The organism is Methanosarcina sp. DH2, assembly GCF_020804225.1.
Classification (GTDB): Archaea; Halobacteriota; Methanosarcinia; order Methanosarcinales; family Methanosarcinaceae; genus Methanosarcina.
Window position 1 is genome coordinate 279,685 of record NZ_WJBI01000004.1, and the last position, 15,231, is coordinate 294,915.

Sequence of the window (15,231 nt, forward strand, 5' to 3'; positions counted from 1 at the left end):
ACCTATCTCTATTCCTGAATCTCAAACCTGCACTTTATAAATTACAGTATATATATAAAAGAAGGGAGAAGAAAACTTGCGGCTATAACTAGCAAAAAGATTATAAACCGGTTAAAGCTAAACCATAATAAAGGATTAAAACCTTCATCGAATGTCAGAGATCTCACCGAATATAGACTCTTTCATTGACGAGAGCCCGAGTTTCCGAACCAGGAATTTGCTTAAAGCCCTTCACTAAAAAATATGGATGGTTTACAGGTCCAAAGACACTGGCAATTGTACCAATCCGGTTCAGAGCCTTGTCAACGACAACCGAATTCAGCTTTGGAACACTACCTGAGACGTTATCGGGTTTTACCTCATCCCCTCTAATTATCAGGTTTCTTAGACCTGACCTGTGCAGCACGGTACCGAGTCGTTTCATATCAGCCACGAATAGTTATTCCTCTATGCACAGGGCAGAAATACCCCGGCTTCGAGTGGATTAAACTGTCAGTCCCGAATAAGAATATATATTGTAGACTGAAAAGCATATGTAGTCTACGTTCATCATATATAAGTATATCGCAAGACCTATATTATACATTGATCCCAACTAAATTGAAAGAGTAAAGTATAAGATACAGGAGGGGAGAACCACAAGCTTATATATTAAATAGACATTGTTGGCAACAATCAGACCCTAAGTCTAGGAATATTCAGAACTTTAACTCCGAATAATGAAGACTATAGGTCTGGGAAATATCCAGACTCTAACTCCGATTAATGAAGACTATAAGTCTGGGAAATATCCAGACTCTAACTCCGATTAATGAAGATCATAGGTCTGGAAAATATCCAGACTCTAACTCCGATTAATGATCTCGTTCCAGGGAGGAGAATCATTGTCCAAGTTCGTATATTTTTTTGGAAAGGATGTAACTGATGGTAAGAGTAGTATGAAAGACCTGCTTGGAGGTAAGGGTGCAAACCTTGCCGAGATGGCAAATCTCGGAGTTCCCGTACCACCTGGCTTTACAATAACAACCGAAGTTTGTGTACTTTATCTTAAGGAAAATAAATATCCAGAAGAAGTACTCAGGCAGGAAAAAGAAGCAATCGATAAGCTGGAAGCCTTAAATGGCAAAAGGCTGGGAGATCCCGAAGATCCGTTGCTAGTCTCTGTAAGATCTGGAGCCAGAGTGTCCATGCCGGGGATGATGGACACAGTTCTGAATCTTGGACTTACGGACAAATCAGTTATAGGACTCGCAAAAAAAGTCAATGATGAAAGGTTCGCTTATGACTGCTACCGAAGATTTATCGCCATGTTTGGGGACGTGGTTCTTGGAGTTGAATTCAGAAAATTCGATTCCTTAATCGAGGACAAGAAGAAAGAACTGGGGGTTAAGTCCGACACCGACCTCGATTCAAAAGCATTGAAAGAATTGGCAGAAAGATTTAAAGGAGTAATCAAACTCGAAAAAGGATTTGAGTTCCCTCAGGATCCTAAAGTTCAGCTTCAGATGGCAATTAACGCTGTTTTTGATTCATGGAATAACCAGAGAGCCATTACCTACAGGAAGCTCAACGACATTGATGACAGCTGGGGCACAGCTGTTAATGTGCAGACCATGGTCTACGGGAACAGAGGAAACACTTCAGGTACAGGTGTTGCTTTTACAAGAAATCCTTCTACAGGCGAAAAAAAGTTCTTTGGGGAATACCTCATCAACGCACAGGGCGAAGATGTTGTTGCCGGGATAAGGACACCAGACTTTATTAATACACTCGGAGACAAAATCCCGGAAGCCTATGCCCAGCTTGTGGACATCTGCCAGAGACTTGAATCCCACTTTACAGACATGCAGGATATAGAGTTTACTATTCAGGAAGGAAAACTTTACATGCTGCAGACCAGGACCGGAAAGCGCACAGCTGCCGCAGCTGTGAAGATCGCAACCGATATGGTGGCAGAAGGGCTCATAGATAAAGAAACCGCAGTAAACAGAGTTAAAGCAGAACACATTGACCTGCTCCTGCACCCGAGGATTGACCCGGAAGCAAAGCTTGAAGTGATTGCAAAGGGGCTTCCAGCATCACCCGGAGCCGCTGTCGGAAAGGTGGTCTTTACTGCCGAAGCTGCTGAAGAGATGGCAGAGATAGGCGAAAAGACAATTCTTGTCCGTACCGAGACCTCACCTGAAGACATCGGAGGCATGGCAGCTGCACAGGGAGTCCTTACCGTGCGCGGAGGGATGACCTCTCATGCTGCAGTGGTTGGAAGAGGCATGGGCAAACCCTGTGTCGTTGGTTGCGGAGAAATCTCAATCGATATGAAGAACGCCCATTTTATGGTAAATGGCTTCACCATTAAAGAGCATGACTTTATCACGATTGATGGAAGCATCGGAAGCGTCATTATCGGGAAAGTAGACCTGATTGATGCAGAGATAAATTACGACCTGAGAAAGCTTCTCATCTGGGCTGACGAAATAAGGACTCTCGGAGTAAGGACAAACGCCGATAACCCGGCTGATGCAGCCCTTGCCCGCGAACTCGGTGCAGAAGGTATCGGGCTTTGCAGGACAGAACACATGTTCTTCGGTGAAGACAGGATCCCCGCAGTCAGGGAAATGATCATGGCCGAAGATGAAAAGACAAGGAAGAAAGCCCTTAAAAGGTTGCTCCCCATGCAGAAAGAAGACTTCATAGGAATCTTCCGCAGCATGGAAGGCCTTCCTGTAACCATCAGGCTCCTTGACCCTCCTCTGCACGAGTTCCTTCCTGATAAAGAAGAGCTCGACGAAAAACTCAGGGAACTCGAAACCTCCGGGGACTGCGGGAAGATTGATGAGGTTAAAAAAATCATCCAGCGCGTAGTTTCTCTTAAGGAACTCAACCCCATGCTCGGGCACAGGGGCTGCAGGCTCGGTATTACCTATCCTGAAATTTACAACATGCAGGTGCGGGCAATAATGGAAGCAGCCTGTGAGCTTACAGCTGAAGGAATGGAAATTGTTCCTGAAATCATGATCCCGCTTGTGGGCCTCGTAAAAGAACTCTCCCTTTCTAAAGAGGAAGTTTGCAAGACGGCAGAAACAGTAATGGCTGAAAAAGGCATGAAGATCGACTACAAAGTAGGAACCATGATAGAATTGCCCAGAGCCACAATTGTCGCAGACCAGATTGCAAAGGAAGCTGACTTTTTCTCCTTCGGGACAAACGACCTTACCCAGACAACCTTCGGGTTCAGCAGGGACGACGTATCCAAATTCGTGCCCATCTACCAGAAGGCAGGCATCCTTGAACATGATCCCTTCGCAGTCCTGGACCAGGAAGGCGTTGGCGAGCTGATGAAGATCGGAATCGGAAAAGGACGCTCCGTCAAACCCGAGCTTAAGATAGGAATCTGCGGAGAACATGGCGGCGAACCGAAATCCATTACCTTCGCGCATCAGATAGGCATCGATTATGTAAGCTGCTCCCCTTACAGAGTTCCTATCGCAAGGCTTGTAGCTGCGCAGAGCACAATGGAAATCAGAGACGCAAAAAAATAAAAGAACCTGAAATTTGAATTCTGGCAGGACCACATCCTGCCTCCAACCTTCTTTTTTGAAAAATTACTCCCAAAGAGCGTAGAAAATCTACCCGTTTCCAATCTTTCAAACCCGAAAGATGTTTTATTTTCACATAAAACAAACACAATATTCTAAGAATTACAGGAACAAAAATGAAAGTACTGCATACTTTTTTTGCCATATGCTCATTAAAAGGTATTTGAATTAATCAAAAAGTATATGCACCGACCAAAAGAAAAACAGGGAAAAAAAAACACCAGGAAAAAACAAAACATCAGGAAAAAAACAAACCAAGAAATCTGGAAATGGAAAATTTGATGAGCCAGAATCAGCTCATCTTCAGTATTCCCTTGCGATCATATAATCGGCAATCTGGAGAAGAAGGTCCTTTTCGGGACAGTCTTTGAGGACATCCAGTTTTGCCTTGCCTTCATTGATGTATGAGATTGCAAGGTTCCTTACGTAATCAAGGGACCCACACTCTGTAAGAGTTAGGACGGCAGCCTCAGTTTCTTTGAGAGTGGCTTCCCCTCTCCCGAAGATATCCAGTTTCACGCCTTTCCCGAAAGCATCAATAACAATAAGTGTATGCTTCCCTTCCATGAGGTCGCTTCCCCTTACTTTTCCGAGCACTTCCTCGGGGGAGATCATGTCAAGGACGTCATCGTACATCTGGAAACCGATCCCTATAAGGCGTCCATACTCGGATAAAGCCTCGGCAGTTTCGTCAGATGCCCCTCCTAAAAGGGCTCCGATTTTGGCTGCGGCTGCATAAAGGACAGAGGTCTTTTTTTCCACCATCTCGATATACTCAAGTTCCGTAACCCTTTCCCTTGTTTCGAAGTCCATATCAAGCCACTGGCCTTCACAGATTTCGGTACAGGTCTTTGAGAGGACATCCATACACTTTAAAATCCTGACAGGCTCATTTTCGACTTTTGACAGAATTTCGAAGGCTTTAGAATAAAGAGTGTCGCCGGCAAGAATTGCTCCGGCTTCACCCCATTTCACATGGACTGCAGGCATTCCTCTGCGGATATCATCTTTGTCCATTATGTCATCATGGATCAGGGTAAAATTATGTACAAGTTCCACGGCCACTGCTGCAGGCAAAACGGACTTGAGATCGGAGCCGACAGCTTCTGCTGCCAGAATGAGGACTGCCGGACGAAGGCGCTTTCCACCGGCGTCCACCAGATAACGAGAAGCTTTGTACAGCTCCTCCGGGCGGGTTATTGGAAGCAGTTCGTCAATTGCAGCATCAACATGGGAACTTCTTTTTTTGATCTCATCAATAAGCGTCATAGGCATCACGAAAATACGGGGTTTTTCATAATAGAGTTACTCTTCTATATATAACACTTCGCCGTTTCTCAGAAGGTGTACGGTATCTCCGAGTACATACCCCGCATCTTCCGCCATCTCTATGTAATGTCCGTGCATTTCCATATTCCCATGGGCAGGAATTACATGCTCGGGATTTACCATGCGCAGAAGTTCCCAGTGATCTTCTCTGTACGCGTGCCCTGATACGTGGACATCGTCATAGATCCTCCCGCCCTTCATCCTGAGTTTGGTCTCAAGGGCGTAGCGGTTTGCCTGAGTTAACGGGCTCGGGATCACATTTGCTGAGAAAATGATCTTGTCTCCGGGCTCAATTGCGTAAGGAGTTTCCCCATTTGCAATCCGCACGAGAATGGAACCTGGCTCTCCCTGATGCCCTGTAACAATAGGCAGATATTTATTCTTGCCTTCCTGCATTATGCGCTTGAATGCCCTGTCGACATCTTTTCTCATGCCATAAATCTCTACATTGGAGGGCAGTTCAAGATAACCGACATCCCTGGCTGCAGTCACGTAACGTTCCATGGACCGCCCCAGAAGCACAGGAATTCTGCCCATTTCCTCGGCAGCCTCGATAATCGCTTTGAGCCTGGCAATGTGAGAGGCAAAAGTCGTAACGATCATGCCCACATCGGACTCTTCTGTCCCGAGCAATACATCCCTAACCATATCCTTTGCGATCTGTTCTGAAGGAGTCTTTCCTGAGCGCCCTGAATTCGTGCTTTCTGTAATCATTGCAATGACCCCTTCCTTTCCGAGGGATTTGAAGCGCTCAAAGTCAGGAGCCTCACCCATTGTCGGAGTCCTGTCCAGCTTGAAGTCACAGGCATAGAGGACCGCTCCTGCAGGAGTGTGCACAGCTGCAAGTACACAATCAATGATACTGTGCTGAACCCTTATGAATTCTATAGAAATGTCTTCAGTAACCTGGTAGGTCCCGCCTGCCTGCAAAGGAATAACTCTGTTGCAGACCTCGAACTTGCGCTCGGACTCTATCTGCTGTTTGATAATAGCTGCGGTATAGGGAGTGGCAAGTATAGGAGCATTGTACCTGTGGGCGAGTTTTGGAATCGCACCAATGTGGTCAAGGTGTCCGTGAGTACAGACAATTGCCCTGACAGTCCCGTTGATTTCTTTCATAATAGTATCATCAGGAATTGCACCCATCTCGATCAGTTCAAGAGAATGCATCTTATCAATTTCAACATCTTCATGAATTTGAACCCGGTCAAGCCTGAGCCCCATATCCAGAATAACAATATCTTCACCTATAATAACGGCAGTCATATTGCGGCCCATTTCGTTATATCCGCCGACTGCAACAATGCCTATTTCAGTCATATTTTTTAACCTCTTATTTAGTTTTTTACTTTTTTATCCTTGTGAAACCGAAACCTCAAAAAGAATCAGGTGACGGTCTTGAATCAATGACCATGAATGTGAAAGTATAATAGAGAACTATAGAATCGTCTTTAGAAAAGCCACTTCTAAAAGCTAGTTCTTACACCCTGAAAGAAGTCCCCTCCTGGATGAAATGCACCAGGCTGCAGTTCCTGGAAGAAGAATACAACTTTAAATATATATTTGTTTCATTATACAAATATTTTGACCTGCCGAAATTTCCGGAAACTAACTCTAACCCTGTTTTCATATAATATAGATTTCCAAAGGGCTCTCCGACCTATCTAGAGAATTCCGGAACCGAGCTTGATCTACAGACACTTTCAGTATTCTTCCTTAGTCACAGCTATTTCTCAAAAAGCCTGCTTCCAAACAGATTTTAAATTCGGGTAAGCTTCTACTTTTAAATGACTTAACTAAACTCTTTCCTATATTTCAGTAAACTATTCTAACCTGTTTCCTATTCCAGTAACCTATTTTTCCATATTTTAATGATTTATCTTCATACTCCATGCCTTGACTTATTCCTTTATTCCAGTGTTTTCCGTTCTAGCTGATTCAGCATGGAACCTACTTCAATACTTACCGGAATAATTTATGATTGGTCCCTTATTCCAGTTGATCTTATAAACAATTCCTGATTTAATGAACCTGATCAGTAATTTTTAATTTAACAATTACATAAATGACTTAAATATCACATAAATAACTTAAATAAATGATTTAAAGAAGCTGATCTTAAATAAAGATTTTAAATAACCAATCTCTGGGATTGTTCCTGAATTGAAGATTTTAAGGAGTGAATTCCAGGGGATACTAACTCCAATTAACGTTTAGGTTGTCTTTATCCCGGGAAATTGATCTCTAAACTGATAATTTCATGAGTAATTCAAAGAATTGATTCCTGAATTAATGATCTTAAGTTGCTAATTCCTTCTATGATTATAAAGATAATTAGATATCGAGTTCTATTCTACTAAATCCTATTCTGGTAGTTATACTTATCTGAATTACCGGAAAAATTAACTCTCTATTTCACGGTGTTACAGTGAACTGATAACCAGCAAGATTGATAGCCAGCAGGCTGAGAGCCAGAAACTGATAGTTTCTCTGCCAATTTGTCACTTAAGATATTTGTTTGTGAAAGCTGTTTTGTGAAGGTTGTCCTGTTAAGGGACATGTATTACGACTCTGTAAATCCCGGTTAAACTGCTTCCTGTGTTCCAGATCTACTCATAATAACTCTGGAATTCTATGCAGTTTATTAATAAACGGTATCTTTTACTCTTACAGTACACCTAAAGGGAAACATAGATAATTACTTTTTCCCTGATTAAGAGTTCAGAGATACAACATTTTTCAGATTAGTATTAACTAACATTAACTATTTTCTTTTGAGACATTACTTCCGTTTTACGTATAAATATTGTCATGGAAAAAATTCGTAGTCTAATAGATCTGGAATCAAGTGAACTGCCCCTCCCTAAAGCTCTGGCCTAATGGCTCAAGCTWTTGAGGGAGGTGCTTCCTGCTTCATTCTCCAGAGCAACCTCTGCGAGTCCACAGGCTCTACCTCTTGTCCCARGAGTGCAAATTTTTTGATGYTAATAGCGGCATTAATGTCTCTATCGTGGTTAGTTCCGCAATCGGGACACTGCCACTCYCTTATTTCTTCAGTYAKATCTTGATATTTGTATCCACAAACGTTACAGGTCTTTGATGAAGGYTCCCATTGTCCTATCTTCAATATAGTTTTTCCTAACCATTCTRCTTTATACTGTAATTTCAGGACAAAACTATACCAACCTGCATCTCCGGTTGATTGAGCACGAYTGTGGTTTTTCATCATTCCCTTGATATTCAATGTCTCAAYAGCTATTGCTTGGTTRTYGCTTATGAGCTTTTTTGAGACATTGTGYTGGAAGTCATGTCTTTGAGTTGAGATTAGTTCGTGCARTTTAGCAAGCTTATGTACTGCCTTTCTTCTGTTTTYAGAACCGATTACTTTTCCCGAAACTCTCCTCTGCAAACACTTMAGCCTTTCAAGAGAATTCTTCAGGAATTTAGGATTATCAATTTTCTCTCCTGTTGATAGTGCAGCAAATGTTTTGAGTCCTACGTCTACTCCGATGAGAGTAGCATGAGAAAAAGGTTCGRGTTCTGGTAGTTCTATTCCATCATCCGTTAAGAYGCTHATATAGTATTTTCCAGTAGGRGTTCTCRATACTGTTAATGTTTTCATCTCTCCTTGAAAAATGTCTCTGTGCATCTTAACTTTTATCCAACCGAATTTAGGCARCTTAATTTCTGACTTTTCTACATTAAGATCATAATGTTGTGGAAGCTGGAAAGAAAAATGATGATCCTTTTTGCTTTTTCTTTGAGGRTAACCGAATCCRAAATTGAAAAAGTTTRTGAAAGCTTTATTTARATTTCGGCTTGCTTGCTGAAGTGCCCCGGCGTTAATCTCTTTTAGCCAGGGATATATTTCTTTTAGAACTAACAAGTRATTATTAAGATCAAATTCAGAAATACTTATTCTACAMTTTCTATATAATGTAGATTTAATATKTAGAAGTTTGTTATAGACGAAMCGAGTACTACCGAAGTGTTTTTCCATAAGAACTTTTTGTTCTTTGTTAGGGTAAATCCTGTATCGRTTTCCTCGTTTCATTAGCAYTATATATGYTTTGAAACTATGTTAAGATTAACAGATTTACTATCTGTARRATGTCAGRAAGTTGACGGCTTCCATCCCCCACCTGTTCGATCCGGTAAACCGGATCTCCTGAGGAGGGGGTCTTCTCGCCTTAAGAGATAAATTCTGGTATAAATTCTGGTGTATAATATGCTGGATATGCTGGCAGAAAAACATGGGTAGTTTACTATGGATCCTGAGTTTTACCTGCTCACAGGCAGAAAATCCTGTATATGGAAAACAATATGTATTAGGAGAACGGTCAAAAGGTTGATTAACCTGCAGTATTTCCTTTGGAAGGCAACTTTCAAATTATATAATATTCCGGGCATTGTAACCGTACAAAATTCTCAGGTTATTCCAGGCATATGAGCAGGCTTAGAAGCCGCTATAGCGGTTCTGTCTACAGAGCCAGGAAATAATTTTTGAGCTGATCCCAAAACTCAGGATTAAGTCCCTAAATCTCGAATCTAGAATAATCAATCGATCTTTTGATTGGGAAAATAGTTTTAAAATTCTTGTTGATGTGAAAATAAGATCGGTTTTGGGATGAGCTCGCCTTAAACTTGTTACTGGATCATGGCCTTGCCTGGAATAAATTTCAATCTCCGGTATCCCACACTTCAATAGCCAGCACTCAATTGTTTTTCTCGGGCTCTTCGGACCGACTTTTGGAGCTATACTGGCTTTCAGTGACCATCTTTCTAAGTCCCTATTCCAAGAGGATCTCTCCGGAGGTTTGCAGCCTTCTATAAATTGTTTGAAGATATAAGGAAAAGTTGAAGGTAATTTGTCAATAGTTCTTTTTATCTGCTGTTGTTTAACCTTCTGTTGTGCCCCTTTGGGAAGAATTATCTGATTTCTCTCTTTGTAATACCAGGCATGATTATCATAGAGCCTTTGCAGCTCAACATATCTTAGTCCGGTAATTGCATTAATCTCAAAAATAGTTCGTTTCGATTCCGGAATTGCCTGTAAAAAACTATCATACTCCTGGACCGTGAGAATTTTGGTCCCGTCTGCAGTAACAAGCCCGTTTTCTATGCTTTATAATATAGCAACAAAATATTAAAACGTTGCTGTAATTAATATAACAGGTTTGAAAAACCACATGAAGCAGACATTAAAATCAGAGAAATAGCACCATTTTAAGATAAAATGCTGTTATCAAAATTGGGAAAAAGGAGCCTGTGTTCTTTTAAAGAGTTTGACAAAAAAGAACTAACCTCTATACTTTTCTAACACTACCTATATTCCACCTTAATACTACATAATAAATGATATCTATGCTACTATTCTGTAAATCTTTACTTTTTTTGGGTTTTTTCTTCATAATCTTAGGTTCAAGAGAGTTTAAGGAATAATTCAAATATAATATCAAGGGGTTTTGTTGCCAAGAATGGTTATTGGGGGAAATGGAACTATAGATCAATTCCCAAACTGAAATTTAGAAGTTATATTTTAATCATTCCTAAGCTTTAATTTCAGGACAAGGATTCTGATTTTAGGATAAGTTCTTCAATATCTTCAGGTCTAGGTAAAGCAAGATCAGGAAAAAATGAAATTCCAAAGTCTTAAAAGTTCTTTTTGCCTTTATCAATTTTTAACTCACTCTGAGACCTGTAGAGTTTTGAGTCAGTCAATAACTCTAAAAAAATAAAAAATACCAAATTGTATTTTTAGAAATTTTGTTTTTTAAAAATAGATATCTATCTACTATCTATATATAAAAATACGAATACGTATTCGTATTTTTCTTCCTTAGAGAGATAGATATCTTTTCCCTACTGTGAATGTAGGTATCATACAATCTTGAAACTGTCTGGAGTTATAGCCACAATATCCCCTCTCGATTTAAGTTTTGACAAAATGGCTATTGGGTCGACGATTTTATTTTTTTCACATTCTCGTTCAATATCTTCTATTTTCGCCGTACCATTGATTAAATTCTGTTTACACAGCTTTTGTATAATTTCCTTCATTAGTTTAATCTTTTGTCTTTGGCTTCCACTAACACCAAATTCCAAGTATGAAGCATCCAGGTCACCCGTTTCAGGATCGATACCCACCTCATGAAGATTTCTCAATAACAGTGTAATAGCGTCTAAAGCATCCTTTTTCTCTACCGTTTCAGACAATCGTATTTTTGCATTTGCCACAGCCAACCGTTTGGCAGACTCAAGGGTTCTGACCGTCACAGGGACCGAATCCTTTATTGACCCAGCTTTCTCTCGAGTTTTTACAAAAAAATCAACAAGGCATGCTTTTGCTTCTTCTGTCATTTTTGGTGAACAATAAATTTTTGAATAAGCAATATATTTTCTCAACAATTCAAGATCGATTCTTTCTGGATAATTTGTATTTCCCTCGTCTAAAACGTGCCATGCTAGAGCACTATCAGTTTCTGCATTCGGAATATCTCTGAATACGAAGATGAGATCCATTCTTGAGAGCAAAGCATCTCCAATATTAAACTGTGAAAAAATGCTTTCATATTGATCATATCTACCATATTTTGGATTGGCTGCTCCAAGCAAAGAACATGCTGTCGGTAATTTTGCAAACACACCAGCTTTTGCAACATTCACGTATTGTTGTTCAAGAGCGTCATGCATTGATCCTCTATCTTTATTATTCATTTTGTCAAGCTCGTCGACGCAGCATATACCCCCATCTCCTGCCATAGTTAATGCCCCTGCTTCAATGCTCCATCGTCCATCGAACTCATCACGTACTGCAGCGCCAGTCAATCCTGCTGCACTAGTGGACCCCCCAGAGACTTGAATAGCTCTCGGTGCAAAATTTGAGACAAAACTTAAAATCTGACTTTTCCCTACACCCGGATCTCCTATAATAAGAATATGTATATCTTTTCGAATGTGAGTACCATCCGACATATTTGTGCTATTTCCAGAAAACAGCTGAAGAACGATCCCTTCCTTGATATTTTCATGACCACGGATCGAAGGAGCAATAGAAGATATAACTACTTGTTTAATATCCGGTCGTTGTGCAAGTTCTTTTATTTGTTCCTCATCGTGTGGTGTTATTTCAAGATTTTCATAATCTTTGTCTGACAGCTGTATTGAGTTTGCCACAAACAAAAAGTCAAGAAACTTCGTTTTTCCTTCTTTCTTTGTTTGGATTCTACTTTTAAGAGCTCCTGTAATAATCACTTTTTCTCCAGGTTTGCGAGACCCTGCTAACTCATCAGAGCATGAGACATTTAGTGTTTCAGGTTGTCGTCCCCTCAGGTTTTCAATAGGCTCTTGGATTTTCAAATACTGGTGATCGTATCTTATACTTCCCTCGCTCACGATATCATATGGTCCCCGCTTTCCGCAAGTGTCATTTTCACATCCGGCAAACGGTTCCTCTAGTTGATCATAATCCTTCGACAGGGTGACGCGGGTAACGTGCCCACACCGCAGGCACTTGTACGCAACTGTTTCATAAGCAGGCCTTACTTCAGTCGCCTTTGAAATAACACATCGAATAGTAATAAATTTCTCTAGATGATCGTTCCTTAGTTTAGATATCATGACTTCACTCGTTTGAGGCAGATCAATAACTCGAACTGTAATATCTGGGAGATTATTTATTGGAAACTCGATTTCAGATATTGCATCTGTAGCAGCCATAAACCATTCAGTTGGATTAGACAACAGTTTGTCTGCCAGCTCTTGGTTAAATGTTTCAAGGTGTCGAAACTCAACATACACATCCTTTCTGGAGGGATACTCTGCACTTGCTATCAAAAGCTCATCCCAGTAAGAAAACGGTTCGATATTCTTAAAGGATCTAGCTTTGTTAACAATGGTGTTTTTGCTAAAAAATTCTTGGAGCCTGTCTACAATTTGTCCATATTCCATAATATCACCCCAGATAAAATTCCCTAATTTGTTCCTCTGTTGGCCTATATCGGTGTTTTTTAATAAACGATTCAATATCAGTTACAGGAGTTCCTGTCAAGTCGCTTAACCGTTTAAAATGAGTCGTGGTAATGTTTCTTCTAAACATTTCCAGTAACCGACTGGTCTCTACGATAGCCTGGTCAATATTTTTCTGGATTTTAACTGCCTCGCTCAATGATCTATTCTCCTCTTCCAGTAGCTCAGCTATCCTGGCCTCTTTTGCCGAAATAAGCGCGTCAATTCTCTGCCGTTCAGCAATGTGTTCTTTTACTTCAAGCCGTAGTTTTGGAAGCTCTGATTGACGTGCTTCAACTGCGTCCGCCAATGCATTGATGATGAATCTCGTCCGCCCTCCTGGAATGCACCTCGCTGCATCCCAAATATCCCGCGGAACCTGAATCGATCTTTGGATAGTATCAAAGTATAGAGGACAAGTTTTCGCGTCCTCACTAGAAGATCGAAGATTTTTGGGGATAAGTTTTTTAGGGGTCGATTTATCCACTATAGAATTCAACTAAAGTACCCCCACAGTCCCCTATTGGGGCAGTTCAAGGGAATTGGACAAGTAGTGCACTCCTCGTCCCCGCAAGCGTATGAACACGTAACGACATCGTCCCCATAAAACAGGTATGCTTTACGATTTCGATAGCGGACTCCAACAGAAGTGTTTGACTCATTGGCGACTCGGAGCAAACTAATTTTGATTTTCAATCACTCATCCCTCGCTGGCAACGGTTGTTATTCGAATCGCAATTGCGCGTTCAAGAGGGTCGGTACTCTGACGCATATGTTCCAAAATTTCAGAATGTTGAGTAGCAATCTGGTGAGCCCAAATGGAGAATAACATTTTATCTGTTGAGGTCAATATTTCCATTGCCTGCACCTCCATTTCTTGCGGACGGTGTTGTGCTCCCGTTGTCCCCGTCGTCGTGGTGGGCTGTGGGGACCGGGGTTATTCTCAGACTACTGTCATCAAGCATTTCAATGTTCATTACGCTGCCCTGTGTAAGGCAAAAATTTTTTGCCCAGATAGCTGGTAGTGGCAGTAGATGCGTGTAACCACACTTTTGGATTTTTCGTGTGCCGAGATTGATATGTATTTTAACCACCATCAAAATATACTCCTGTGAACCTATATATACACCGACCGGGCCTTCTTTTGAGATTATGCCCGAGGTTGCAGCATATCGTTTTTAACAGATCCAAACCAGAAAACTCCTGCGTAACATTAATATATTTTTTAGAATATACTACAGCGTATGAATACCAAAGAATTACAAAAAAAATCAAAGTGCACATATAGAACATCGAAGAGTCGTCAAAAAGAAGGGGTGACACAAGTAAATATTATTGAATTTATATTGAATGCATCTGATGGCATTGCGAATGAGTTGGATATCCCTGAAGAATTAAAAATGAATGAGAGCACTATACGCAAACATATGCCACTTTTGTACGAGTCCTATTGTGTTGATTGGATTCACCCAGATCCCAATGACAAGAAACGTAAAAAAATCTGGAGTATAAGAAGGATTGAAAATCTAAGAAATATTAGAAAAGAATATCCAGAAATCAAATTAAATACATATAAAACAGCATTAGATATAATCATCAAAACTTTCATAACTAGAAATTATCTATGTGAAAATAATAGGTTTCGAGAACAATTACAAGTTTCAGAATCGTTTTTTGATTTATGTGTACTCAATGACTCGGATACTCTTTTCCAAAACGCATGGAAAAGTTATCAGCATTCCGAGGGTTTTGAGAAATATAGACGCGTGAAAAACTGTATCAATAAGCTTATTTCGGACTATGCAAAATGTCATCCTAATGTTGAAATGACTGAAGAACTGCTTCTCAAAACTTGCCGAGAAATGCCTGCAGAAGAGTTAAAAGAAATCTTTAAAGACGCCATCGACGAAGTAGGGTACGGTGCTGTTTTTGAGGCCCTTACCTATGACCTGCTTGGATGCGTAACAAACTTGGACAACGTTTTTGAAAATTGCGTTCTGAATGACATATCTTCAGGTAGAGCAAACCCTAAAGAGATTGATATTATTTACAGAAAAAAAGATGCGCAGGCTAGATTAAGAGAAGAGATCGAAAGGGACCCGGTTTCTGCAGTAGAAAAAATGATTCAGGACAATCGTTTAAGCGGACCAGAGATAAATATAGCATTGAAAATGTTAACGCAGAAATGTTGTGAGTCCCAACAGCGAAATCTAAATCTTCTCCAGACTTATCCCAAGAACTCAAAATTTAATTTGGAGACATGAAGCCTTCTTCATCTACTCTGAAGAAGGCCATAAAA

The 15,231-nt window shown here is 40.6% G+C and carries 9 protein-coding genes; 2 read left to right on the plus strand and 7 right to left on the minus strand.

Going from position 1 to position 15,231, the window contains the following annotated elements:
* Positions 1-163: 163 nt before the first annotated feature.
* Positions 164-424 (minus strand): Gar1/Naf1 family protein, encoded by a 261-nt coding sequence (locus FXV91_RS08485; RefSeq protein ID WP_229390140.1) that lies wholly within the window; start codon positions 422-424, stop codon positions 164-166.
* A gap of 460 nt (positions 425-884) precedes the next feature.
* Between FXV91_RS08485 and ppdK the strand changes: the two genes are divergently transcribed.
* Complete coding sequence (gene ppdK / locus FXV91_RS08490; RefSeq protein WP_229390141.1) at positions 885-3,539, plus strand: pyruvate, phosphate dikinase; 2,655 nt, start codon at positions 885-887, stop codon at positions 3,537-3,539.
* Positions 3,540-3,899: 360 nt separating this feature from the next.
* Here the strand turns inward: ppdK and FXV91_RS08495 are convergent, their stop codons facing one another.
* The 6 genes from FXV91_RS08495 to FXV91_RS08520 form a co-directional block, all read right to left on the minus strand.
* Positions 3,900-4,865, minus strand: coding sequence for a polyprenyl synthetase family protein (locus tag FXV91_RS08495; protein WP_229390229.1), 966 nt, complete (start codon positions 4,863-4,865; stop codon positions 3,900-3,902).
* Positions 4,866-4,901: 36 nt separating this feature from the next.
* Positions 4,902-6,245 carry an RNase J family beta-CASP ribonuclease gene (locus tag FXV91_RS08500; protein WP_229390142.1) on the minus strand — a complete coding sequence of 448 codons (1,344 nt, stop codon included), beginning with the start codon at positions 6,243-6,245 and terminating at the stop codon, positions 4,902-4,904.
* 1,564 nt (positions 6,246-7,809) lie between these two features.
* Positions 7,810-8,979: a transposase gene (locus FXV91_RS08505; RefSeq protein ID WP_229390143.1), complete on the minus strand. Its 1,170-nt coding sequence runs from the start codon at positions 8,977-8,979 to the stop codon at positions 7,810-7,812.
* A gap of 1,826 nt (positions 8,980-10,805) precedes the next feature.
* Entirely contained in the window at positions 10,806-12,875 is a 2,070-nt protein-coding gene (locus tag FXV91_RS08510) for a minichromosome maintenance protein MCM (RefSeq protein WP_229390144.1), read from the minus strand.
* Between the two features lie 4 nt (positions 12,876-12,879).
* Positions 12,880-13,431: a hypothetical protein gene (locus FXV91_RS08515; protein WP_229390145.1), complete on the minus strand. Its 552-nt coding sequence runs from the start codon at positions 13,429-13,431 to the stop codon at positions 12,880-12,882.
* Between the two features lie 334 nt (positions 13,432-13,765).
* Positions 13,766-14,029 carry a hypothetical protein gene (locus FXV91_RS08520; RefSeq protein ID WP_229390146.1) on the minus strand — a complete coding sequence of 88 codons (264 nt, stop codon included), beginning with the start codon at positions 14,027-14,029 and terminating at the stop codon, positions 13,766-13,768.
* 147 nt (positions 14,030-14,176) lie between these two features.
* Between FXV91_RS08520 and FXV91_RS08525 the strand changes: the two genes are divergently transcribed.
* Complete coding sequence (locus FXV91_RS08525) at positions 14,177-15,196, plus strand: hypothetical protein (protein WP_229390147.1); 1,020 nt, start codon at positions 14,177-14,179, stop codon at positions 15,194-15,196.
* Positions 15,197-15,231: the final 35 nt, after the last annotated feature.